We start from the raw sequence: 22,195 nt of genomic DNA, 5'->3' as shown, positions 1-22,195 counted from the left end.
GAAACCAGGCTTTGCCATACCGTCATTCGCGACTTACGTCGCTCCTACAGAAGATTGTTCTACGAGCTTCAATCCAGGCGCTTGCGGAACCGCATAATCGCCAACGACATCATCACCGTGGTGAAGGCGAGCAAAGCCAGCACGTCCGGCCATAGTTCGAACAAGTTCGCGCCGCGCAGCACCACCCCACGGATCAGGCGCACGAAGTGGGTCAGCGGCAGCACTTCGGCGATCCACTGCGCGGCCTTCGGCATGCCGTCGAACGGAAACATGAAGCCCGAGAGCAGGATCGACGGCAAGAACAGGAAGAACGCCATCTGCATGGCCTGGAACTGCGTCTGCGCACGCGTGGAGACCAGCAAACCCAGGGTAAGATTGGCGACGATCAGCAGCATCGCCGCGCCATACACGCCCCACAGGCTGCCATTGATGGGCACCTTGAACAGCAGCACGCCCAGCAACAGCACCACCGTGGTCTGCACCAGGCCGACGCCGATGTAGGGCAGCACCTTGCCGACCATCAGTTCGCCGCTGGAGACGGGCGTGGTGATCAGCAGCTCCAGATTGCCGCGTTCTTTCTCGCGCACGATGGCCATGGCCGTGAACATCACCAAGGTCATGGTCAGGATGACGCCGATCAGCCCGGGCACCACGTTCACGGCTGAGCGCCGTTCTGGGTTGTACAGGGGCAACACGCTGATTTGTCCCTGTAATCCACTGAGACCGCGACCATCCAGGGGCATCTGCGCCAGTTGCCGCGCGGTCGACTGCACCGAAGTGTCGCTGCCGTCGACAATCACCTGCATCGCCTCGCGCCCTTCGATCTTGCGGCGCTCGAAATCCGCCGGAATCACGATGCCGATCTTGATCTCGCCCTTGCGCAGCAGGGTTTGCAGTTCCTGCGGCGTGCGCACGCCCGCCACCGGCCGGATCACGCCCGTGGCGAACAGATCCTGCGTCAGCGCGCGCGAACCGCTGGTGCCGGACAGGTCGGCGACCGCCGCCGGCAGGTTGCGCACATCCAGGTTGATGGCATAGCCGAACAGCAGCAGCTGCAGGGTCGGGATGCCGAGCATCATCGCCACGGTCATCTTGTCGCGTGCCATCTGCCGCAGCTCCTTGACCATCACCGCGAATATCTGGCGCGCTTTCATGCGGAGCGCGCCTTGGGTTCGGACTGGGTGGCGGAGACGAAGACGTCCTCCAGGTTCGGATCGATGGGCGTCACTTCTGCCTCCATGCCTCTGGAGCGCAGGAACTCGCGCAGACGCAGTTCCGTATCCGTTCCGGCATCGGTAAGCACCCGCAATTCGTTGCCGATCTGCGCCACGCTGATCACCCCTTGGGCCTCGTGCAGGGCGGCCTGCGCCTTGCGTGGCTCGCGTGCGCGCACGCCCACCGTGCGTCCGGCCAGTCCCAGCGTCAGTTCGGCCGGCGTGCCGTCCGCGACCAGGCGACCGGTGTCCAGGATGGCGATACGGTGGCAGCGCTCGGCTTCGTCCATGTAGTGGGTGGAAACCAGGATGGTGGTGCCGGCATCGGCCAGATCGAAGAGTTTTTCCCAGAAATCGCGGCGGGACTCCGGATCGACCGCACTGGTCGGCTCGTCGAGGAACAGCAATTCCGGGTTGTGGACGGTGGCGCCGGCGAGTGCGAGCCGTTGCTTCTGTCCACCGCTCATCGTGCCGGCGAGTTGCTTGGCGCGATCGGCCAGGTTGTAGGCGGTCAGCAATTCCTCGATGCGCACCCGGCGCCGTTCCCGCGACAAGCCTTGCACCGTGGCCAGGAACTCCAAGTTTTCGCGCACGGTGAGGTCTTCGTACAACGAGAATTTCTGGGTCATGTAACCGATGCGCTTGCGTAGCTCCTCGGCCTGTTCGGGGATTCTCAAGCCCAGCACTTCGATTTCGCCGGCGCTGGGAGTCAACAGGCCGCACAGCATGCGGATGGTGGTGGACTTGCCGGAGCCGTTCGGGCCCAGGAAGCCGTACACGCTGGAACGCGACACGGTAAGGTCGACGCCATCGACGGCGAGCAACGCGCCGAAGCGCTTGCTCAATCCGCGTGCGCGGATGACCGTGTCGCTCGGATCGTTACTGGCCATTTGCATTGCCGGAAAATTCCGCCCGCACCGGCACACCAGCAGGCAGATCGGCGCCCGTCTTGTCCAGAGCGATCTCGGCGAGGTAGCTCAAGCGCTCCGCGTCGCGTCCCGATAGCGCGTAGTACGGCGTGAAAGTGGGTTCGCTACGGATCATGCGCACGCGGCCGTTGATGGCGGCCTCGCGGCCGTCGACGAAAACACGCGCGGCTTGCCCCACCTTGACGTTCGCGCGCATCGGCTCCGGCACGTACACGCGCGCGTACGGCGCATCGCCCACCAGAAGGATCGCCAGCGGCGAACCTACCGGCGCCTGGTCGCCCAATTTGTACGGCAGGCTGTCCACGCGGCCCGCGCGTGGCGCGACCACATTCAGTTTTTCCAGCGATACGGCCTGGGTCGTGGCCTGCGCTTCGGCGGCGGCGACCGCCGAACGCCCCTGCGCGACCTGTTCGCTGCGCGTACCTCGCTCCAACTCCAGCAGCGCCGCCTGCGCGGCGCGCACCTGGCCTTCCGCATTGCCGGCGGCGGCGCGCGCGCGATCGACATCGGAAGCGGCCACCAGTTTCTGCCGGCCCAGCGGCAGCAGGCGGTTGTAGTAGGCGCGGGCTTCGGCGGCCTGCGCCTGCGCGGCGGACAGATTGGCGCGGGCCTGGGCGATGTCCTCGCTACGCGGACCGGCTTCGAGTTCCGACAACGCCTCGCGGCTCTGCTGCGCCTGCGCCTGTACCGCGGCGAGTTGCGATTGCGTGCGGGTCAGTTCCAGTTGCATCAGCGATGCGCCCGCAGCGACCTGCTGGCCCTCGCGCACGTCCATGCGCACGATCTTCTCGGCCACCGGTGCGGGCAGCGAGATGCGGTCCCATTCCAGCGTGCCCAGCACCTGTGGCGCGGAATCCTTGCATGCGGATAACGCGAGCGTGCACAGGGCGATCGGGACGATCAGGAAAAGCGACGGCGACGTCTTCTTATTTCTCACGATCCAGCTCCAGTCCGCGGTCCAGCAGGGAAAGCGTGTGCAGGCGCACGGTGTCGAAATCCAGGTCCTCGGCATTGAACAAGCGCCGCCAGATCGGTGCGCCCGCGGCCGGGAACAGGGTCAGGCCGACCAGCGAAACCATCAGCAGGCGCGGATCCAGGTCGGGGTTGATGCGGCCTTTCGCCTGCGCCTCGGCGAAGCGTCCGGCCATCATCTGCGGAAGCTGCGGGCCGATGCGGTCGAACAGCAGGTCGCGCAGCGCCCCGCCCTCGCACAGCACCTCGCGCACCCACAACGGAGGCAGCCACGGGTGTTCGGCCACGATCCTGCCGATGCCGCTGACGAAACCGGCGATCAGCGCGGCGATGTCGTCGCCCGCCCGCAGCAACGGCTCGCGCAGGGCGGCGAACACGGGAAGGATCTTCTGCGCGATCACCTCCGCTTGCAGTTGGTCTTTGTCGCCGAAGTAGTAATGCAGCAGCGCCGGAGTCACCCCGGCTTCGCTGGCGATGTCGCGCAGCGAGGTGGCGGCGATGCCCTTGCGCACGAAACAGGCCAACGCCGCTTCCAGCAGGCGCAGACGCAGGTCGGGGGAATCGGCCATCGGGCGGCCGGGAGCGCGCTTCTTAGCCGGAGCACGCTTCTTCGCGGGCTCGGAGGCCCGCTTGGCCGGCGTCGGCTTGGCGCCGGGAGGGAGTGTGGATTCGATCATGCGTTATATTTAATTCATTGTTTAATTAACTGCAATGCCTTGCCGACGAACGGTAGCCCGTCTGGCTGTCGTCACCAGGCCGCGATACCCTGCACCGCCCAGTCGCGGCCAACTTGCCATCCCCCAGAACGCCCCCAACTTGTGGGTCTTCGTGCTCGAAGCCGTACCGCTGCCGGATGCGCCCGATTTCCAGGAATTCGGCGGCGCCTTTGTGCTCTGCTACCAGATGCCGGGCCTGGTGGAGGACCCGGTACGCCGCGCCAGCGAGTTCCTGCGCGAAGCCGGCTGGCAGGTGACGGGCGTGCAGGAGGAGCCCCGGCTGATCGAGCGCGAGGAAGCGCCCGAAACCGAACATTTCGACCAGGCGCTCATCGACGACGAGGCCTATGTATTCCACCAATGGCGCGTCGAAGACGCCGACGACCAGACCAGGCACTGACCCCCCATGACCGTTTCCGACAAACGCGAATTCGTCCTCGAACCCGGCAATCCCGAACAGCTGGCCAATCTCGCAGGGCCGTTCGACGCGCACTTGCGCCAGATCGAGTTGCGGCTGGGAGTGGAGATCGCCAACCGCGGCAATGTCTTCAAGGTCACCGGACCGGCCGCGGAAGTGAAGGCGACCGAAAAACTGCTGCGTGCGCTGTACCTGGAAGCGGCGGAGGAAACCTTCGACAGCGAATCCATCCACCTGCGCCTCAACGAAGCCAATGTGGATCACGTAGCGGCGGGGGGTTACGAAGCGCAGGAAGTCGCGATCAAGGTCAAGCGCGGCGTCGTGCGCGGCCGCGGTCCCAACCAGGCCGGCTATCTGCACGCCATCGCCACCCACGACATCAATTTCGGCATCGGTCCGGCCGGCACCGGCAAGACTTTCCTGGCCGTGGCCAGCGCGGTGGAAGCGCTCAACGAATCGCGGGTGCAGCGCGTGATCCTGGTGCGTCCGGCCGTGGAGGCCGGCGAGAAGCTCGGCTTCCTGCCCGGCGATCTCTCGCAGAAGGTCGACCCCTACCTGCGGCCGCTGTACGACGCGCTGTACGAAATGCTGGGCGTGGAAAAGGTGATCAAGCTGCTGGAAAAGAACGTCATCGAGATCGCGCCGCTGGCCTATATGCGCGGCCGCACGCTCAACGACGCCTTCGTGATCCTGGACGAGGCGCAGAACACCACCATCGAACAGATGAAGATGTTCCTGACCCGCATCGGCTACGGCAGCACCGCCGTGGTCACCGGCGACCTGACCCAGGTCGACCTGCCCAAACACGTAAAATCCGGGCTGAAGGACGCGTTGGAAGTGTTGCGCGGCGTGGACGGCATCGGCTTTACCTTCTTCACCAGCCGCGACGTGGTTCGCCACCCGCTGGTCGCCAAGATCGTGCGGGCTTACGATGCTCGCGACGACAAAGACTCCGAGACCGGGCCAGCATGATTCCCCATGACATCCCCAATGCGATGTCATCCCAGCGAACGCTGGAAGCGCTTCACAACAGCCGAATGGCTGGTCATCCATTTTGACTTTCGACCCCAGGCCGGATAATCAGCAATGCAAAGATCAAAATCAAAATGGGTTCCAGCTTTCGCTGGAATGACGGTACGGAAATGACCCAAGGCCCCGTCATTCTCGAAGTCTCCGTCAGCTACGCCCTGCCCCGCGCCGGGCTGCCTTCGTCGGCGAGCTTCCGCAAGTGGGTGGCGGCGGCGCTGCACGGCCGCATCCGCGAAGCCGACCTGGCCGTGCGCATCGTCGACACCAAGGAAGGCCGCGCGCTCAACCGCCACTACCGCGGCAAGGATTACGCGACCAATGTGTTGAGTTTCCCTGCCGAGATGGCCGAAGGCGTGAAGATGCCAAAAGGCGTGAAGATGCCGCTGCTGGGCGATCTGGTGCTGTGCGCGCCGGTGGTGGCGCGCGAAGCGAAAGAGCAGAAGAAAGCGCTGGCTGCGCACTACGCGCACCTGACCGTGCACGGCGCGTTGCACCTGCTGGGCTGGAACCACGAAGACGATCGTGAGGCCGAAGCGATGGAGCAACTGGAACGCGAGATCTTGGCCGAACTCGGCATCGACGACCCTTACGCATTCGAGGATTAGCATGCGTCGTTTTTTGTTTTCCCTGGCGCTGATGCTGCCGCTACCACTGCTTGCCCAAACCGTGGCCGCCGAAGAAAAACTGGACGCCTCCCGCATCGATCTCGCCGCACTGATCGAGTGCAGGCAGGCGCTGGCCGACTTCCACTATCTGGCGCCGGCCCTGGCCGATCCGCTGCAGGCCGTAGCGCTGGGCTGGCGTCCACTGCCGCAGGCCAATCTTTTCATGACCGAATTCAGGTTGAACTCGCCAATCACCGTGTTCGGCGACAGCACCGACCATATCGCCTTCACCGGCGACAGCATCATCGCCATCCTCGACCTTCCGGATCCGCGTCCGCTGGCCAAGCGGCTGGAGTTGGAAACTGCCATCGATACGCCCGCCAAGGCCATGTTCGGCAAAGAGGTGAGCAGCATCGAAGATCGCGACGAGGCAACGGGCACGGTGTACATCAAATCGACGGTTCTCAACGTTTCCAACGTCGCCTCGCACCCGGGCAAGACCCTGGTGGGCTGCAGCTACAGCCTGGACTTGGCGGAAGATCCGGAGCCCATACCTGCCGCAGACGCCATAGCTCCCTAGCAATCCCGCGATACCTGGTGGGAGCGCCGTCCCGGCGCGAGCTTTTGCTCTGAACTGGTGGCGAAAAGCTCGCGCCGGGACGGCGCTCCCACAGGCGCTTCCACAGATGCTCCCCATGCGGGGACGAAAATCTGTCCCTGTCATCCTGATAGACTGCCGCGGTCGCCCTGCCCAGGGCTGCCTGCTACCCACCAATGTCAGAAGACGACAGTATTCCCGCGCCGGAAATCTCCGAGAAACAGCCGGAGAAACGGCGCTCCTGGCTGGACCGCATCAGTTCTGCGTTCTCCGGCGAACCTTCCTCACGCGACGACCTGGTCGCGCTGCTGCGCGATGCGCAGAGCGACGGCCTGATCGCCAGCGATACGCTGCGCATGATGGAAGGCGCCATCGCGGTGGCCGACCTGACCGTCGGCGACGTGATGGTCTCCCGCTCGCAGATGGTGTCCCTGCCGATCGCCTCGCGGTTCCTGGATTTGATGAAGGAAGTCGTGGAATCGGGACATTCGCGTTTCCCCGTGCACGGGGAAAACAAGGACGAGATCCTGGGCATTCTGCTGGCCAAGGATTTGCTGCGTGGCGTGGTCGCCGACAACGGCCCCGGCAACGTGCGCGAACTGCTGCGCCCGGCGGTTCTGATTCCCGAATCCAAGAAGCTCAATCTGCTGCTCAAGGAGTTCCGTCTATCGCGCAACCACATGGCGATCGTGGTGGACGAGTACGGCGGCGTCGCCGGCCTGGTGACCATCGAGGACGTGCTGGAGCAGATCGTCGGCGAAATCGACGATGAGCACGACGATGCGGAAGAAGGCGCCGACCAGATCGCCGCGCACGCCGACGGTCGTTACGTGGTGGACGCGCTGACCCCCATCTCCGACTTCAACGAACGTTTCGGCGCCGATTTTCCCGACGACGAATACGACACCGTCGGCGGCCTGGTCACCGCCGCCATCGGCCATCTGCCGGACACCGACGAGGAGCTGACCCTGGGACGTTTCGAGTTCCGCGTGGCCAAGGCCGACGCGCGTCGCGTGCATGCGTTCCATGTCGGCGTGCTGTCGGATGGTTGAGCCGTTTGTATCGCCCCAGCCATTCAATAATTTCGCGGCAGGCCTGTTCCTTGATGCGGTGAGCCCGTCTCATAAACCGTTCGTGGTGAGCCTGTCGAACCACGCTCTTCGCGCCAGAGCATGAGCCCTATGCGAACTGCCAAATTTCCGCCAACAGCGTGGTTCGACAAGCTCACCACGAACGGAATGAATAAGTCGATGGTCAACGCCTGCAAACACCTGTTACTGGCGCTGCTTTTCCTCTTCGCAATCCCCGCATGGGCTGAAGATCCTCCGGCCCCCGCCCCCCGCATCGGCGTAATGACCATGCAACCGGGCGAAATCTTCTTCGAGCGCTTCGGCCACGACGCCATCGTGGTGCTGGATACGCGAACCGGCGAGGCGACCTCGTACAACTTCGGCTTCTTCGATATGGACGAACCGGGCTTCGTCGGCCGCTTCGCCCATGGCGACATGCAGTACTACCTGGTCGCAATGCCGCTGCAGCAAGATCTTTCCTATTACCGCGAAGTCGGACGCGGGGTGAAGCTGCAATGGCTGGACCTGCCGCCAGAACAAGCCAACGCGCTGGCGGATGCCTTGGCCGAACGCGCCAAGCCCGAGAACGCCCGTTACCACTACGACTACTTCACTTCCAACTGTTCCACCCAGGTCCGCGACGCGCTGGACAAGGCGATGGGCGGCGCGCTGAAACCGCAGATGGTCGGACGTTCGCGCGGCAACACTTTCCGCAGCGAAGCGGTGAGGCTGGTTTCACCCGTGGCGTGGATGTGGCTGGGCTTCGACATCGGTCTGGGGCCGTATGCCGATGTGCCGATGTCGCGCTGGGAAGAAGCCTATGTGCCGATGCGCCTGGCCGACAGCCTGCGCGAGGCGAAGAATTCCGCTGGACGCCCCTTGGTGCAGACGGAACAGGTGCTAGTGGAGCACCGCATCGCGCCCGAACCGCGCGAGCGACCGCGTCGTTGGTGGCCATGGCTGCTGATAGGGCTTGCTGCGGCCGCCCTGATCGTCCTGATGGCGCCACGCAAGCCGCGATTGATCGCAGCGCTGGCATTGCCACTTTGGCTGCTGTGCGGGATCGCAGGCGCGCTGCTGGTATTTCTGTGGGGCTTCACCGAGCATCAGGCCGCCTGGGCCAATCGCAACCTGCTATTGATGAACCCACTGTGCTTGCTGTTGATTCCGGGCGCGATTCCGCTATTGCGCAAACGCACGCCTTCGGCCTGGTTCCGCTGGTTGTTGGTGGTCGTCGCGGGCCTCGCTGTCGTCGCCTGGATCGTGCACTGGTTGCCGTTCGCCTTGCAGTACAACCAGAGCTGGGTGGCGCTGCTGCTGCCGGTCCATGCGGCTCTTGCATACGTATTCTTCCCGCAGCGCAGCTTGTTGCGCTGACCGGCGTGGCGCAGGATGCGGCCTCGATGCCGCCATACGGAAGCCCGCATGTTCCTTCGCCTGCTTGCAATGACCACGCTCCTCGCCGCCTCCGCCCTGACCAACGCGCAAGTCACCACGCCGCCGCCCGAGGCTGCGCTGCCCAAGGTGGGCGTCGCATCGCCGGACGGCAACCTCTCGGTCGAAGTGACCACCGATAAGGACGGTCGCCCGAGTTATGCCGTGCTGCGCGACGGCAAGGCGGTGATCACGCCGTCGCGTCTGGGTTTCCTCTTCATCGACGCGCCCAAATTCGAACGCAACTTCGCCATCGCCGGGCACAAGACCCGTAGCTTCGATGAAACCTGGGAACAACCCTGGGGCGAACGCCGCAGCATCCGCAACCACTACAACGAACTGCGCGTGACCCTGACCGAGAAGACCGCGCTCAAGCGCAGTCTCGATGTGGTGTTCCGCGTCTACGACGACGGACTGGGCTTCCGCTACGAATTCCCGGACCAGGCCGCGCTGAAGCTGGTGAAGATCGGCGAGGAACTGACCGAGTTCAACATCGCCGAAGCCGCCACCGCCTGGTGGATCCCCGCCGGCGAATGGAACCGCGAGGAATACCTGTACCACCGCACGCCGCTGCAGGAAGTCGGCTACGCGCAGACGCCCTTCACCCTGCGCACCGAAAACGGCCTGCACATCTCCATCCACGAAGCGGCGCTGGTGGACTATTCGGGCATGAACCTCACCCGGGTGGAGAACCGCAAACTGCGCGCGACGCTGACCGACGGCATCGGCGACGGCAAGGTCGTCCGCAGCGCGCCTTTCAACACGCCCTGGCGCACGCTGCAGCTATCCGACGATGCCGGCGGCCTGGTGACCTCCAGCCTGATCCTCAACCTCAACGAGCCCAACAAGCTCGGCGACGTGTCGTGGATCAAGCCCATGAAGTACGTGGGCGTGTGGTGGGAAATGCACCTGGACAAGAAGACCTGGGCTTCGGGTCCCAAGCACGGCGCCACCAACGAAAATGTGATCAAGCACATCGATTTCGCCGCCAAGCATGGGCTGGGCGGTGTGCTGGTCGAGGGTTGGAACGTGGGCTGGGATGGCGATTGGTTCGGCAATGGCGAGGATTTCAGCTTCACTCAGCCGTATCCGGATTTCGACATCGAGAAACTGGCTGCGTACGCGAAGTCGAAGAACGTCCGCCTCATCGGCCATCACGAAACTTCGGGCAACGCCGCGCATTACGAATCGCAGATGGGCGCGGGCTTCGATCTGTACCAGCGCCTGGGCATCGACGCGGTCAAGACCGGCTACGTCGCCGACGCCGGACAGGCCAAGGTCATCGGCACCGACGGCAAACTGCACTACGCCTGGCACGAGGGCCAGGACATGGCCCGGCATCATCTGAAGGTGGTGACCGAAGCGGCCAAACGCCACATCGCCGTCAATGCGCACGAACCGATCAAGGACACCGGCCTGCGCCGCACCTATCCCAACTGGATTTCGCGCGAAGGCGCGCGCGGCATGGAGTTCAGCGCCTGGGGCGAACCCGGCAACCCGCCCGAGCACGAAGCCAACCTAGTGTTCACCCGCCTGCTGGCCGGCCCCATGGATTACACGCCCGGCATCTTCGGCATGAAGACACGCGCACCCGACGGCGTGGCCACCACTTGGGCCAAGCAGTTGGCTTTGTACGTAGTGATCTACAGTCCCATCCAGATGGCCGCCGACCTGCTGGAGAACTACGAAGCCAATCCCAAGCCGTTCAAATTCATCGAAGATGTGCCGGTGGATTGGGAAGACACACGCGTATTGAACGGCGAGGTCGGCGACTACGTGACCATCGTGCGCAAGGATCGCCATTCCGACAACTGGTATCTGGGCTCAATATCGGACGAAGAAGGACGCGAGCTGAAAGCACCGTTGTCGTTCCTCGACCCGGGTCGAACCTATACGGCGCAGATCTACCGCGACGGCGAGAAGGCCGACTGGAAGCGCGCGCCTCAGGACATCGTGATCGAGGAACGCAAGGTGACCAGCGCCGATACGCTGACCTTGCGCCTGGCGCCGGGCGGCGGGCAGGCGATCCGCTTCGTCGCGCAGTGATCCCTGCTTCGGAGGCCCGGCGGCGGTAATGCCGGGCTATTCGCTGCGCAGTTGACCAGAATCAAGGCCATCCGGGGCCAGCCTGCCTAGGCTGTGCCCCATGAAGTCCGATCTCCCCTTCGATTCCGCGCTGCTGCGTCGCTACGATCGGCCCGGCCCGCGCTATACCTCCTATCCGACCGCACCCCAGTTCAGCGAGGACTTCGGTGAAGCGCAGCTGCGCGAGGCCGTGCAGCTGAGCAACGGCGACCCGATCCCGCGCCGGTTGTCGCTGTACGTCCATGTACCGTTCTGCATGAGCCCGTGTTTCTACTGCGGCTGCAACCGCATCATCACCCGCGACCTCGCCCGCGGCGAGGTCTACCTGGCCCGTCTGTATCGCGAGATCGAGCTTACTTCCGCCTTGTTCGACCGCGACCGCGAGGTGATCCAACTGCATTTCGGGGGAGGCACGCCCAACTTCCTCTCCCCCGCTCAACTCGCCGAGGCCGTGGACGTACTGCGCGGGCATTTCCGCTTCAGCACGGCCGACAATCGCGATCTCTCGATCGAGCTGGACCCGCGCTTCCTCAAGCCCGACGACGTGCGTCAGCTCGCCGCAGCGGGGTTCAACCGCGCCAGCCTGGGTGTCCAGGACTTCGACCCGGCGGTGCAGGAAGCGGTGAATCGCATCCAAAGCGTGGATGAAACCCTAACCGTCATCGAGGCCTGCCGCACCCACGGTCTGCGCTCGGTCAACGTCGATCTCATCTACGGCCTGCCCAAGCAGAGCCTGGAAGGATTCGCGCGCACCCTGGACACGATCATCGCAGCCCGTCCCAACCGGCTGGCCATATACGGCTACGCGCATCTACCGGCCATGTTCAAGGCGCAGCGGCAACTCAATGCCGAAGATCTGCCGTCGCCGGAACTGAAGCTGCAGCTGCTGTCCCTTGCCATCGAGAAGCTCACCGCGGCAGGCTACGTCTACATAGGCATGGATCATTTCGCCCTGCCCGACGACGATCTGGCGCTGGCGCAACAGCGCGGCAGCCTGCATCGAAACTTCATGGGCTACACCACGCACGCCGACACCGACCTGATCGGCATCGGCGTGAGCGCGATCAGCCACATCGGCGACAGTTTCAGCCAGAATCCGCGCGACCTGCCCAGTTGGCAGATCGCGCTCGATCAGGGCCGTTTGCCGTTGTTCCGCGGCATGCGCTTGTCCGAGGACGACGTGCTGCGCGCCGACCTGATCCAGCAGCTGATGTGCCGGAGCGAAATATCGATCGACGGGTTGGAGCGTCGCTATGCGATCGACTTCGAGGCCTATTTCGCCGATGCGCTGGCCCAATTGCAGCCATTGAAGGAAGATGGCTTGGTGCGCTTCGAACCCGGCCGGATCGTGGCGACCAGGCAAGGTCGGCTGTTGTTGCGTAATATCGCCATGTGCTTCGACCCCTACCTGCAAATACCAGCCACCTCCACAGCCGCTGCGGCCGCACCGGGAGCGCGCTTCTCCCGCGCGATCTGACGGCACCGGAATCAGCTGCGTGAGCGGCACCGCCTTCCCCCGGCTCGACAGCAAAGTGCTCGCCGACGACGGCGACGTCCTGCGCTTCTGCAGCACCTGCGCATTCTCGCAAGCCTGTCTGTCCGAAGGCATGGACAAGAGCGCGTTGATGGATCTGCACGTGCTGGTGGAGCACGTGGGCCCACTGCATGCCGGCGAGCACGTGTTCCGCGAAGGCGACCCGTTCGAGGCGATCGCCGCGGTCCGCGCCGGCACGGTCAAGACTTATGTAGTCGACCGCGACGGCCATGAGCAGGTGCTGGGTTTCCATTTGCCCGGCGAGGTTATCGGGCTGAACGCCATCGATGGCGATCGTTACCCCTGCAATGCGGTAGCGCTGGACACGGTGATGCTATGCCGCTTTTCTTTCCCCAAGATCTCGGTGCTGGCAGCGCGCCTGCCGGGACTGCAGCAGCATTTGTTCCGGCTGATGAGCCGCGACATCGGCCGCGCTTCGCTGCTTGCGGGCGATTATTCCGCCGATCAGCGCATGGCGGCTTTCCTTATAGGACTGTCGCAGCGGCTGGCAGCGCGCGGCTTTTCGCCCGATCGCTTTCAGCTGACGATGGCGCGCACCGATATCGCCAACTATCTGCGGCTTGCGCCCGAAACCGTGAGTCGGGTGCTCAAGCGCTTCCAGGACGATGGTTTGCTCCAGGTCGACCGTCGCGAACTCGAATTGCTCGATCGCAAGCAACTCGAAGCGCTCGCTGCGTCGGTGCTGCGGCATTAGCCGTAACAAACGGCGTTCCCCGCCGCTATCCTCCGCAGCCGCCGCAACATTCGGACGGCACGCGCTCCAACTGATCCTCGACCACCGGATAACCGGCCTGGTGTATCAGTCCGAGCAGGTGGCTAGCGTCGATAGACGCAGCAACCCGTAACGTTTGCCCGGTCTGGTCGATATCGACCGACGCCGATGGATCGACCACTCTGATCGTATGTTCGATGGCGCCGACATCCGGCATCGAGCCGGCGATCTTTATCTTGAACTGCATTTTGAGAGATCCTCACTGACGATGGGTGGGAACGTACGAATAGGTTCAAGCGCACGGCAGCGAAGTTCGCGATGGCCGAAGAGAACCACTACTCTGCGTCGTCATACTCCACGAGGCAGGCGGCATTCGCCCTGACTTCGATCAAGTCGGCATCAAGTCGTCGATACCCGCTCCAGCGTCGATAACTTGCGAGAGCGCCGCTGTCACACCCTGACAACGCCCCTGGGGCCACATTGGCGCATCAGGCAGCACCGCGCTTGACCTAGGTCATGGCGACGTCCGGAGCGTACGGACCACCATGCGAGCATTCGCACTGGAGATCGCCATGAGCAACACCCGCAAGCTGTGGACGGCACTGGCCGTCCTGCTGATCTGTTCGTTTTCGGTCCTGTTGTGGGCGGGCGGCGAGATCTTCCGCGCCGCGCCACCCATGCCCGAGAAGGTGCTGACCCAGAACGGCGCGGTCATCTATACCCGCGCCGACATCGAGCAAGGCCGGCAAGTCTGGCAATCGATGGGCGGAATGCAACTGGGATCGATCTGGGGCCATGGCGCCTATGTCGCGCCGGACTGGAGCGCGGACTGGCTGCATCGCGAAGCCACCGAGGTGCTGGACATCTGGGCGCGCAGGGACGACGGCAGCGCCAGCTACGCACGCTTGCCAGCCGAGCAGCAGGCAGGCCTGCGCGGTCGCCTGCAGGAAATGATGCGCGCCAACACCTATGACCCCGCGACCAAGACCATCACCCTGACCGAGGACCGCGCGGCTGCGCTCTCGAACGTCGCTGCGCACTACATCAGCCTGTTCGGCAACGATCCGGCCACTGCGGAGTTGCGCGAAGCTTATGCGATGAAGGAAAGCACCGTGGGCACGTTGGAACATCGACGCGCCCTGACGGCCTTCTTCTGGTGGACGGCCTGGGCCGCCACCACCGAACGCGCCGGAACCGCTGCAGAAACGCTGGTGCCGGATCAGGCCGGCGTAGTCAGCAACAAGGTGACCTACACCAACAACTGGCCCAGCGAACCACTGGTGGGCAATACCCCGCCGCCGGCGTTGTGGGTGTGGTCGGCCTTCAGCGTGTTGTTCCTGATTGCAGGGATCGCGATACTCGGCTGGCACTACGCGGTCACCCACGGGCGTGGCGAAGAGGGCCACACCATCCCCGCCAGCGATCCGTTCGCACTGTTGCGCATCACTCCTTCGATGAGAGCCACCGCCAAGTATTTCTGGGTGGTGCTCGCCTTGTTCCTGGTGCAAATCCTGCTGGGCGCGATCACCGCGCATTACCAGGTCGAAGGGCAGGAAGCCTACGGTTTCAAATTGTCCGACTACCTGCCCTACTCGTTGGCTCGCACTTGGCACACGCAACTGGCGGTGCTGTGGATCGCCACCGCGTGGCTGGCGACAGGCTTGTATATCGGCCCGGCGCTATCGGGGCATGAGCCCAAATACCAGCGTTTCGGCGTGAACTTCCTGTTTGTCTCGCTGTTGTTGATCGTGGTGGGCGGGTTCGCCGGCCAGTGGTTGGCGGTTATGCAGATCATGCCGCTCAAGTTCAACTTCTGGTTCGGCCATCAGGGTTGGGAGTACGCGGACATGGGCCGCTTCTGGCAGTGGTACCTGTTCATCGGCTTGCTGCTTTGGGTGACGCTGGTAGGCCGCTCGCTGTGGCCCATCTTCAAAGGACCTACTTCGGATTCCAAGTCGATCGTCGCCCTACTGTTCCTGTCCACCGTGGCCATCGGCCTGTTCTATGCCGCAGCGCTGATGTGGGGCGAGCACACGCATATCTCGGAAGTCGAGTACTGGCGCTGGTGGCTGGTCCATCTATGGGTGGAAGGCTTCTTCGAAGTGTTCGCCACCGCGGTGATGGCGCTCATCTTCACCCGCCTGGGCTTGGTCAAGACTTCCACCGCCAACATCGCGGTGCTGTTCGCCACCATTATCTTCATGGCCGGCGGCGTGCTGGGCACATTGCACCATCTGTACTTCGTCGGCACGCCCATTTCGGTGGTCGCATTGGGTGCGAGTTTCAGCGCGCTGGAAGTGGTGCCGCTGGCCTACCTTGGTTTCGAGGCGTACCACACCTGGAAGCTCGGCAAGGCCACGCCGTGGATGGCGCGCTACCGCTGGCCGGTGATGTTCTTCATCGCGGTGTCTTTCTGGAACCTGGTCGGTGCGGGCCTGTTCGGCTTCCTGATCAATCCGCCGCTTTCGCTTTACTACATGCAGGGCCTGAACCTGACCGCGCTCCATGCCCATACCGCGCTGTTCGGCGTGTACGGAATGCTGGGCGTCGCGCTGGTGTTGTTCTGCCTGCGTGGGTTGCGAGGACAGATGGTGTGGGATACCAAGGTCCTGAAAGTCTCGTTCTGGACGCTCAACATCGGCCTGGCGCTAATGGGCGTGCTGACCTTGTTGCCGCTGGGCACGATGCAGCTGCTGGCCGCGATCGAACACGGTTACTGGTATTCGCGTTCTGCCGGGTTCATGCAGAAACCCATCGTGGAACTGCTGATCTGGATGCGCATGCCGGGAGACATTCTCTTCAGCGTGGGTGCGGTGGCGTTGGCCTGGTTCGTATTGCGGTTGTGGATAGCACCGAAGCGTGAACCGTCGATCGCCGATGAGCTGGGTCCGAGCGACGCATGAGTCCTATTGCCCGACCAGGCGATCGCCATGAATCCTGAAACCGCATCGACGCCATTCCCATCGCCGCGCTTGCTGGCAACCGCGCCTCATCGCCTGATGTTCTTCATCGGGGCCAGCAACCTTCTGCTGGCGATGACGTGGTGGGCGGCCTGGCTGATAGCTGCGCGCTGGCCGGCCTTCGCTATGCCGCAACCCATGCCTTATGCCGGCTGGCTGCATGCCTTCGTAATGCAGTATCAGATGCTGCCGAGCTTTTTTTTCGGCTTTCTGTTGACGGTGTTTCCGAAGTGGACCGGACAGCCGGAAATCGCGCGCTGGCATTACCTGCCTGTAGGGATGGGCCTGTTCGGGGGACAGATCGCGACGCTGTTGGGTGCGTTGGGCTGGCCGTACGGCATACGGGTCGGTCTGCTGCTGACCCTGATCGGCTGGCTCGCCGGAATCTCCGCGCTGGCGCCGATGCTTTGGCGGGAGAAAGGCGTCACATGGCATGCGCGCTCGTGCTTTGCGGCGTTGTTGCTGGGATTCTCGGGATTGTTGGCGTGGACAGCATTCGTGTTCGGCGCTTCGCCGCTGTGGATGTTCGCCAGCATCAAGATCGGCAGTTTCGGCCTGCTGCTGCCGGTCTATGTGACCGTCGCGCATCGTATGTTTCCTTTCTTCGCGGGCAATGTGGTGCCTGGCTACCAGCCATGGCGCCCCCTGTGGCTGCTGGGAGCGTTCTGGCCATTGGCGCTGCTGCACCTGGCGCTGGAGCTGGTGCATGCCTACCGCTGGTTATGGCTTGCGGATCTGCCATTGCTGGCGTTGACCGCGACCCTGTGCTGGCGCTGGTGGCCGCGCGGTCGCCACCCTGCGATCCTGGGTGCGCTGTTCGTGGGTTTGACCTGGCTGCCGATCGCCTTCGCGCTATATCTCTCCCAAAGCCTGGCCTATCTGGCGATCGGCGTGTTCTGGCTGGGTCGGGCGCCGGCGCATGCGCTGTTCATTGGATTCTTCGGCAGCGTGCTGGTGGCGATGGTCACGCGCGTGACTCAGGGACATTCCGGTCGACCGCTGGTAATGCCCGCCGCGGCGCGGTTCGCCTTCGTCGCGATCCAGATAGTTGCAGTGATGCGGGTGGTGGCGGAGCTGACGCCAAACAGCGCTGCCTGGCAAGCCGCCGCGGCCTTGGGTTGGCTGCTCGCGTTCACGCCTTGGGTCGTGCGCATCGGCCGCATCTACCTGAGCCCACGTACCGACGGGAAACCAGGGTGAAGGAAGGCCGTCGATGATCGAGTTCTATGCCCAGATAAAATGGGTGCATATCGCATCCATCATCGCCAGCGGACTGTTGTTCCTGTTCCGGGGATCGTTGGTGCTGGCGGGTCGGGAACGGATCGCGATGCTGGCTCCGCTCCGTTTCCTCAGCTACAGCATCGACACTGTGCTACTGAGCGCGGCGCTGATGCTGCTGACCATCCTGCCGCACGCCATGTATGCGAATGGTTGGCTGACCCTCAAACTCGTGCTCGTGGTCGTCTACGTCGTGCTGGGCAGCCTGGCGCTGAAGCGTGGTCGGACCGCTGGCGTGCGCGCGGGTTCTTTCGTTGCCGGTTTGGCCGTCTATCTCACTATCGTTGGCATCGCCCGCATTCATCATCCTTGGGGTTGGTTGCACTACTGGATGGGCTGAGCGGTTGCGATCACATGGGCTCGGATTCCTCGATGACGTTCCCGGCCTCATCCGTCAGGATGCGAAAGCGTTGCTTCCCGTAATAGAACGTCACCCGGTAACGTCCCTGATCCTCACCGATACCCCGTTCGCACAAGGTGGAGATCTTCCCTTCCCGCAGTAGGTCCTGGACCTGCGAAGGATCGATTCCAAGCCCGTCGCCGATCACGCTGGCTTCTATTTCAATCGGAGTAGCGACGTTGGCTGACGCTTCCCCAGCACCATCGGCATGACTAAGAGGCATGTCAGGTTCGCTGCGCATCCGAGACCGACTGCGGAAGGTAATCCGGCATCGGAATCGAATCGTCGCTGGAAGCGAGTTCGTCGTGCGAGCGTACGCTGCAATCCACACCCGCCACGTAGAGGGCTTCGGATATACCCGACTGCGACTGGGTCACAAATCCATTCCACTCCGATTCGTAAGTCATCACCCTACCCTCATTCACGCACTGCTATGAGTACACGGTCTCCAGCAGACCACTTCGCGTCGACCAGGGCCTTGATCCTGGTCAAGCCACGCAGCGCTTTGCGGATCTCGCCATGCGCTTGACCTAGGTCATGTGAACCCAGACCCCAGAGGGCTAGCGTATGCCCCATGGATGGGACGAGCCCGACGCGCGTCCACGAATGCTGGAGATACGAAATGAGCAACCCCGCTTCAACCACCGTTCCCCTCGCCCTGGACAGTCACCACGAAATCGGCGACTGGTCCGACCGGGTGGCCTTTGGCATCACCCGTAGCTTGCGCTTTCTGGCGGACACGTTCTTCGCCAAGCGCTATGGCAATCGCGCCATCGTGCTCGAGACCGTGGCCGCGGTGCCGGGGATGGTCGGCGCGGCGCTTATCCACCTGCGCTGCCTGCGCTGGATGCGCGAGGACGAAGGCTGGATCCGCACCTTGATGGACGAGGCCGAGAACGAGCGGATGCATCTGATGACCTTCATCGAAATCGCCAAGCCGAGTTGGCTCGAACGCATGCTGGTGCTGGTTGCGCAGGCGGTTTTCTTCACCTTCTTCCTGGCCCTGTACGTGATTTCCTCGCGCACCGCGCATCGGCTGGTGGGCTACTTCGAGGAACAGGCCGTGATCAGCTACACCCAGTACCTGCTGGAGATCGACGAGGGCCGGGTCGACAACGTGCCCGCTCCGCCCATCGCGATCGACTATTGGCGGCTCCCCGCCGACGCCCGCTTGCGCGAAGTCGTGGTCGCCGTGCGCGACGACGAGGCCGAACACCGCGACGTCAACCACGGATTCGCCGACAGCTTGCGTCCGGCGCTGCCGCTGCGCATGCACGACATCGTCTGACACCCACCAATTGATCGTAGCCGGACCACAGCACAACAAAAGGCAATCACATGAAACGTATCACCTGGTACCTGAGTGGAGCCGCATTGCTGATGACGCTGTGCCTGTCTGCCTGCGACCGTGCCGAAGAGGCACCCGCAAAGTCCGGCTCAGCGGACACCGGAGGATCGCTCAAGGGCGACTTCGGTCCGCCGCAAGGCCAGCCGATCGATGCGGTACTGACCTTGCCGCCGCATGTGCCCCCTGCCACCGGGCGCACGGCGCCGGCCAAGGTCATCGTCAAGCTGGACGTGATCGAGAAGGAGATGGCGATCTCCGAGGGCGTCACCTACACCTTCTGGACGTTCGGCGGCACGGTGCCGGGCAACTTCATCCGCGTGCGCCAGGGCGACACCGTGGAATTCCATCTGCGCAACATGCCCGAATCCAAGATGCCGCATAACATCGATCTGCATGGCGTCACCGGCCCCGGCGGCGGCGCGGCGTCGAGCTTCACCGCGCCTGGCCATTCTTCGCGCTTTACCTTCAAGGCGCTCAATGCCGGTCTCTTCGTTTATCACTGCGCCACCGCACCGGTCGGCATGCACGTCGCCAACGGCATGTACGGGCTGATCCTGGTCGAACCGCCGGAAGGAATGCCGCCGGTCGATAAGGAGTACTACGTAATGCAGGGCGATTTCTACACGACCGGCAAGTACCGCGAGAAGGGTCACCAGCCGTTCGATATGGAAAAGGCCATCGATGAGCATCCCACCTATGTGCTGTTCAACGGCAGCGAAGGCGCGCTCACCGGCGACAAGGCACTGACTGCGCATGTGGGCGACACGGTGCGGCTATACGTGGGCAACGGCGGCCCCAACTTGGTGTCGAGCTTCCATGTGATCGGCGAGATATTCGACAAGGTCTGGTTTGAAGGCGGCACCCGCTTCCAGGAGAACGTGCAGACCACGCTCATCCCGTCCGGTGGTGCGGCGATCATGGATTTCCACCTGGAGGTTCCCGGCAGTTACGTGCTGGTCGACCATTCGATATTCCGCGCGTTCAATAAAGGCGCGTTGGCGATCCTTAAGGCCGACGGAGCCGAGAACAAAGAGATTTATTCGGGAAAAGAAGTCGATTATGTGTACCTCGGTGGCCGCGCGCAGCAGAACATGAATGCAGTAGCCACCGCCGCGGCCGCCGCGAAGACCGGCGACCTGTCGGTCGAGGAACAAATCGCCGCGGGCAAGGCTCTTTTTGCCGGTACTTGTTCGACCTGCCACCAACCGGAAGGCCAAGGCATGGCCGGTGTGTTCCCGCCGCTGGCCAAGTCGGATTACATCGCCGCCGATCCTAAGCGGGTGCCGACTTTCATCCTGCATGGCCTCGTGGGTCCGGTGAAAGTCAACGGCAAGGACTACAACTCGAACATGCCGCCGATGAGTCAGCTCACCGATGACGAAGTCGCCAACATCTCTACGTATGTCCTCAATAGCTGGGGCAATCCGGGCGGTCGCGTCAGCAAGGCCGAGGCGGCGCAGATTAGGCAGGCGAAGCCGGCCAACGCCTCTGAAGGCCATTGATCCATGCGTCGCATCGCCGCCCTCGTGCTTTTGCTGTTCCCCGTTGCCGGTCTGGTGGCCGGCAACGGGGAATACGCGAACCTGCCTGGCGGCAGCTTCCGCTCTGCCCTGAAGTACGAGGACCGCAAAGGCGAGACCCGCATCGCCCCGTTCGCGCTGATGCGCAAGCCGGTGACCAACGCGGAGTTTCTGGCCTTCGTCCAGACCCATCCGGAATGGCGTCGTGACCGCGTGGCGAAGGTCTTCGCCGAACCGCGCTACCTCTCCCACTGGGACAGTCCCGGCAAACTCGGGATCAGCGCGTTGCCGCAGCAGCCGGTGGTGCAGGTCAGCTGGTTCGCCGCGCAGGCATACTGCGAAGCGCAAGGCGCGAGGTTGCCCAGCTGGGACGAGTGGGAATACGCCGCCGCCGCGGACGAGACCCGCCGCGATGCCCGCCGCGATCCTGCCTGGCGTGAGCGCATCCTTCGCTGGTATTCACGCCCGTCCACCCAGGCTTTGCCGCGCGCCGGGCTACAGGGCCCCAATGCCTACGGGGTGCAGGACCTGCATGGTCTGGTGTGGGAATGGACTGAGGATTTTTCCTCGCTGCTGGTCGCCGCCGACAACCGCAACCAGGGCGATGCCGACAACGCGAAGTTCTGCGGCGCTGGAGCGCTGTCGATGGACGATCGCGACAACTACGCGGTGCTGATGCGGGTGGCGATGCTTTCTTCCCTCAATGCGGAAGACACCACCCTCAATCTCGGCTTTCGCTGCGCCAGGAGCCCGATATGAAACGGCTGCTCTGCATGTTCGCGACGCTCACCCTCTGCGCAAGCGTCCTCGCGGCGCCAAAGCCGACACCCATGCCTCGCGACTCCGTCTATCGGCTGTCGGTGCAGCTAACCGACCAGCAGGGCAAGCGCTTCGATTGGGGCAGCCGTCGTGGCAAGGTGCAATTGGTTTCCATGTTCTATACCTCATGCCAGTACATCTGCCCGCTCATCGTCGACAGCGGCAAGGCGGTGGACAAGCAGTTGACCCCGTCCGAGCGCGAACGGCTCGGCGTCCTGCTGATAAGCATGGATCCGAAACGCGATACGCCCGCCGCATTGATGTCGGTCGCAAGCAAGCGCAAGCTCGACCCCTTGCGCTGGACGCTGGCAAGTCCCGCTCAGGCCGACGTGCGCGAAATCGCCGGCGTCCTCGGTATCCGCTACCGCGCCCTGGCCGACGGCGAGTTCAATCACACCAGCGCACTGGTGCTGCTCGATGCCGATGGCCGTATCCTCGCCCGCACGGAGCAGGTCGGCAGCAAAGTCGATCCGCAATTCATGGCCCTGGTGCGCGCGAGTCTGCGGCGACCGGTTCCTTAACGGCGAACGCAG

Annotated in this window: 23 protein-coding genes; 16 read left to right on the top strand and 7 right to left on the bottom strand. The window is 63.5% G+C overall.

Annotated features, from left to right (window positions below; translation table 11 throughout):
* Positions 1–68: 68 nt before the first annotated feature.
* From J2W94_RS01580 to J2W94_RS01565, 4 genes are read right to left on the bottom strand one after another with little or no spacing between them, the layout of a single operon-like run.
* Complete coding sequence (locus tag J2W94_RS01580; protein WP_310089878.1) at positions 69–1,154, bottom strand: ABC transporter permease; 1,086 nt, start codon at positions 1,152–1,154, stop codon at positions 69–71.
* A complete protein-coding gene (locus J2W94_RS01575; protein WP_310091543.1) occupies positions 1,151–2,074 on the bottom strand; it encodes an ABC transporter ATP-binding protein in 924 nt (307 codons plus the stop codon). The genes J2W94_RS01580 and J2W94_RS01575 overlap by 4 nt, the downstream gene beginning before the upstream one ends.
* Before the next feature lie 19 nt (positions 2,075–2,093).
* Positions 2,094–3,047: an HlyD family secretion protein gene (locus J2W94_RS01570; RefSeq protein ID WP_430540557.1), complete on the bottom strand. Its 954-nt coding sequence runs from the start codon at positions 3,045–3,047 to the stop codon at positions 2,094–2,096.
* 22 nt (positions 3,048–3,069) lie between these two features.
* On the bottom strand, positions 3,070–3,792 hold the full coding sequence (locus J2W94_RS01565; protein WP_310089876.1) for a TetR/AcrR family transcriptional regulator: 723 nt from the start codon (positions 3,790–3,792) through the stop codon (positions 3,070–3,072).
* Positions 3,793–3,943: 151 nt separating this feature from the next.
* Here J2W94_RS01565 and J2W94_RS01560 point away from each other — a divergent pair, with 151 nt between their 5' ends.
* The 9 genes from J2W94_RS01560 (at position 3,944) to J2W94_RS01520 (ending at position 13,319) form a co-directional block, all read left to right on the top strand.
* Positions 3,944–4,231, top strand: a complete 288-nt coding sequence (locus tag J2W94_RS01560) for a hypothetical protein (RefSeq protein ID WP_310089875.1) — start codon at positions 3,944–3,946, stop codon at positions 4,229–4,231.
* Positions 4,232–4,237: 6 nt separating this feature from the next.
* The gene (locus tag J2W94_RS01555; RefSeq protein WP_310089874.1) at positions 4,238–5,221 is read left to right on the top strand and encodes a PhoH family protein; all 984 of its coding nucleotides are present in this window, start codon (positions 4,238–4,240) and stop codon (positions 5,219–5,221) included.
* Positions 5,222–5,391: 170 nt separating this feature from the next.
* The gene (gene ybeY / locus J2W94_RS01550) at positions 5,392–5,883 is read left to right on the top strand and encodes an rRNA maturation RNase YbeY (RefSeq protein WP_310089873.1); all 492 of its coding nucleotides are present in this window, start codon (positions 5,392–5,394) and stop codon (positions 5,881–5,883) included.
* A gap of 31 nt (positions 5,884–5,914) precedes the next feature.
* On the top strand, positions 5,915–6,463 hold the full coding sequence (locus tag J2W94_RS01545) for a hypothetical protein (RefSeq protein ID WP_310091541.1): 549 nt from the start codon (positions 5,915–5,917) through the stop codon (positions 6,461–6,463).
* A gap of 194 nt (positions 6,464–6,657) precedes the next feature.
* Entirely contained in the window at positions 6,658–7,533 is an 876-nt protein-coding gene (locus tag J2W94_RS01540; RefSeq protein WP_310089872.1) for an HlyC/CorC family transporter, read from the top strand.
* A gap of 186 nt (positions 7,534–7,719) precedes the next feature.
* The gene (locus tag J2W94_RS01535) at positions 7,720–8,928 is read left to right on the top strand and encodes a DUF4105 domain-containing protein (RefSeq protein WP_310091539.1); all 1,209 of its coding nucleotides are present in this window, start codon (positions 7,720–7,722) and stop codon (positions 8,926–8,928) included.
* 69 nt (positions 8,929–8,997) lie between these two features.
* Positions 8,998–11,031: a glycoside hydrolase family 97 protein gene (locus tag J2W94_RS01530; protein ID WP_430540556.1), complete on the top strand. Its 2,034-nt coding sequence runs from the start codon at positions 8,998–9,000 to the stop codon at positions 11,029–11,031.
* Positions 11,032–11,131: 100 nt separating this feature from the next.
* A complete protein-coding gene (gene hemN, locus J2W94_RS01525) occupies positions 11,132–12,547 on the top strand; it encodes an oxygen-independent coproporphyrinogen III oxidase (protein WP_310089870.1) in 1,416 nt (471 codons plus the stop codon).
* A 19-nt stretch (positions 12,548–12,566) separates the two neighbouring features.
* Positions 12,567–13,319: a helix-turn-helix domain-containing protein gene (locus J2W94_RS01520; protein ID WP_310089867.1), complete on the top strand. Its 753-nt coding sequence runs from the start codon at positions 12,567–12,569 to the stop codon at positions 13,317–13,319.
* Between the two features lie 25 nt (positions 13,320–13,344).
* On the opposite strand, the gene J2W94_RS01515 is transcribed toward J2W94_RS01520, so the two are convergent.
* Positions 13,345–13,584: a hypothetical protein gene (locus J2W94_RS01515; RefSeq protein ID WP_310089866.1), complete on the bottom strand. Its 240-nt coding sequence runs from the start codon at positions 13,582–13,584 to the stop codon at positions 13,345–13,347.
* Between the two features lie 325 nt (positions 13,585–13,909).
* Here J2W94_RS01515 and J2W94_RS01510 point away from each other — a divergent pair, with 325 nt between their 5' ends.
* Genes J2W94_RS01510 through J2W94_RS01500 form a run of 3 tightly spaced genes read left to right on the top strand, consistent with a single transcriptional unit; the run spans position 13,910 to position 17,915 of the window.
* Complete coding sequence (locus J2W94_RS01510; RefSeq protein WP_310089865.1) at positions 13,910–16,240, top strand: nitric-oxide reductase large subunit; 2,331 nt, start codon at positions 13,910–13,912, stop codon at positions 16,238–16,240.
* Positions 16,241–16,267: 27 nt separating this feature from the next.
* Entirely contained in the window at positions 16,268–17,497 is a 1,230-nt protein-coding gene (locus J2W94_RS01505; RefSeq protein ID WP_310089864.1) for an NnrS family protein, read from the top strand.
* Positions 17,498–17,510: 13 nt separating this feature from the next.
* A complete protein-coding gene (locus J2W94_RS01500) occupies positions 17,511–17,915 on the top strand; it encodes a SirB2 family protein (protein WP_310089862.1) in 405 nt (134 codons plus the stop codon).
* 10 nt (positions 17,916–17,925) lie between these two features.
* Here the strand turns inward: J2W94_RS01500 and J2W94_RS01495 are convergent, their stop codons facing one another.
* On the bottom strand, positions 17,926–18,198 hold the full coding sequence (locus J2W94_RS01495) for a DUF6522 family protein (RefSeq protein ID WP_310089861.1): 273 nt from the start codon (positions 18,196–18,198) through the stop codon (positions 17,926–17,928).
* A 1-nt stretch (position 18,199) separates the two neighbouring features.
* Complete coding sequence (locus J2W94_RS01490; RefSeq protein ID WP_310089860.1) at positions 18,200–18,382, bottom strand: hypothetical protein; 183 nt, start codon at positions 18,380–18,382, stop codon at positions 18,200–18,202.
* A gap of 215 nt (positions 18,383–18,597) precedes the next feature.
* Here J2W94_RS01490 and J2W94_RS01485 point away from each other — a divergent pair, with 215 nt between their 5' ends.
* From J2W94_RS01485 to J2W94_RS01470, 4 genes are all read left to right on the top strand, one after another.
* A complete protein-coding gene (locus tag J2W94_RS01485; RefSeq protein ID WP_310089859.1) occupies positions 18,598–19,263 on the top strand; it encodes an alternative oxidase in 666 nt (221 codons plus the stop codon).
* 50 nt (positions 19,264–19,313) lie between these two features.
* Positions 19,314–20,825 carry a copper-containing nitrite reductase gene (nirK, locus tag J2W94_RS01480; RefSeq protein ID WP_310089857.1) on the top strand — a complete coding sequence of 504 codons (1,512 nt, stop codon included), beginning with the start codon at positions 19,314–19,316 and terminating at the stop codon, positions 20,823–20,825.
* A gap of 3 nt (positions 20,826–20,828) precedes the next feature.
* Positions 20,829–21,602, top strand: coding sequence for a formylglycine-generating enzyme family protein (locus J2W94_RS01475; protein ID WP_310089855.1), 774 nt, complete (start codon positions 20,829–20,831; stop codon positions 21,600–21,602).
* A gap of 71 nt (positions 21,603–21,673) precedes the next feature.
* Complete coding sequence (locus J2W94_RS01470; protein ID WP_310089853.1) at positions 21,674–22,183, top strand: SCO family protein; 510 nt, start codon at positions 21,674–21,676, stop codon at positions 22,181–22,183.
* The last annotated feature ends 12 nt before the right edge of the window (positions 22,184–22,195 follow it).

It is taken from the genome of Pseudoxanthomonas sacheonensis (assembly GCF_031455975.1).
GTDB classification, from domain to species: domain Bacteria; phylum Pseudomonadota; class Gammaproteobacteria; order Xanthomonadales; family Xanthomonadaceae; genus Pseudoxanthomonas_A; species Pseudoxanthomonas_A sacheonensis_A.
This window is presented reverse-complemented; position numbering and strand designations above follow the sequence as displayed.

What these genes read in the sequence shown, in the direction of transcription:
- J2W94_RS01580 (WP_310089878.1), bottom strand. Translation starts at nt 1,154, where the DNA reads ATGAAAGCGCGCCAGATATTCGCGGTGATGGTCAAGGAGCTGCGGCAG.
- J2W94_RS01565 (WP_310089876.1), bottom strand. Translation starts at nt 3,792, where the DNA reads ATGATCGAATCCACACTCCCTCCCGGCGCCAAGCCGACGCCGGCCAAG.
- J2W94_RS01555 (WP_310089874.1), top strand. Translation starts at nt 4,238, where the DNA reads ATGACCGTTTCCGACAAACGCGAATTCGTCCTCGAACCCGGCAATCCC.
- ybeY (WP_310089873.1), top strand. Translation starts at nt 5,392, where the DNA reads ATGACCCAAGGCCCCGTCATTCTCGAAGTCTCCGTCAGCTACGCCCTG.
- J2W94_RS01545 (WP_310091541.1), top strand. Translation starts at nt 5,915, where the DNA reads ATGCTGCCGCTACCACTGCTTGCCCAAACCGTGGCCGCCGAAGAAAAA.
- J2W94_RS01540 (WP_310089872.1), top strand. Translation starts at nt 6,658, where the DNA reads ATGTCAGAAGACGACAGTATTCCCGCGCCGGAAATCTCCGAGAAACAG.
- J2W94_RS01535 (WP_310091539.1), top strand. Translation starts at nt 7,720, where the DNA reads ATGAATAAGTCGATGGTCAACGCCTGCAAACACCTGTTACTGGCGCTG.
- J2W94_RS01530 (WP_430540556.1), top strand. Translation starts at nt 8,998, where the DNA reads ATGACCACGCTCCTCGCCGCCTCCGCCCTGACCAACGCGCAAGTCACC.
- hemN (WP_310089870.1), top strand. Translation starts at nt 11,132, where the DNA reads ATGAAGTCCGATCTCCCCTTCGATTCCGCGCTGCTGCGTCGCTACGAT.
- J2W94_RS01515 (WP_310089866.1), bottom strand. Translation starts at nt 13,584, where the DNA reads ATGCAGTTCAAGATAAAGATCGCCGGCTCGATGCCGGATGTCGGCGCC.
- J2W94_RS01510 (WP_310089865.1), top strand. Translation starts at nt 13,910, where the DNA reads ATGAGCAACACCCGCAAGCTGTGGACGGCACTGGCCGTCCTGCTGATC.
- J2W94_RS01505 (WP_310089864.1), top strand. Translation starts at nt 16,268, where the DNA reads ATGAATCCTGAAACCGCATCGACGCCATTCCCATCGCCGCGCTTGCTG.
- J2W94_RS01500 (WP_310089862.1), top strand. Translation starts at nt 17,511, where the DNA reads ATGATCGAGTTCTATGCCCAGATAAAATGGGTGCATATCGCATCCATC.
- J2W94_RS01495 (WP_310089861.1), bottom strand. Translation starts at nt 18,198, where the DNA reads ATGCCTCTTAGTCATGCCGATGGTGCTGGGGAAGCGTCAGCCAACGTC.
- J2W94_RS01490 (WP_310089860.1), bottom strand. Translation starts at nt 18,382, where the DNA reads ATGACTTACGAATCGGAGTGGAATGGATTTGTGACCCAGTCGCAGTCG.
- J2W94_RS01485 (WP_310089859.1), top strand. Translation starts at nt 18,598, where the DNA reads ATGAGCAACCCCGCTTCAACCACCGTTCCCCTCGCCCTGGACAGTCAC.
- nirK (WP_310089857.1), top strand. Translation starts at nt 19,314, where the DNA reads ATGAAACGTATCACCTGGTACCTGAGTGGAGCCGCATTGCTGATGACG.
- J2W94_RS01475 (WP_310089855.1), top strand. Translation starts at nt 20,829, where the DNA reads ATGCGTCGCATCGCCGCCCTCGTGCTTTTGCTGTTCCCCGTTGCCGGT.
- J2W94_RS01470 (WP_310089853.1), top strand. Translation starts at nt 21,674, where the DNA reads ATGCCTCGCGACTCCGTCTATCGGCTGTCGGTGCAGCTAACCGACCAG.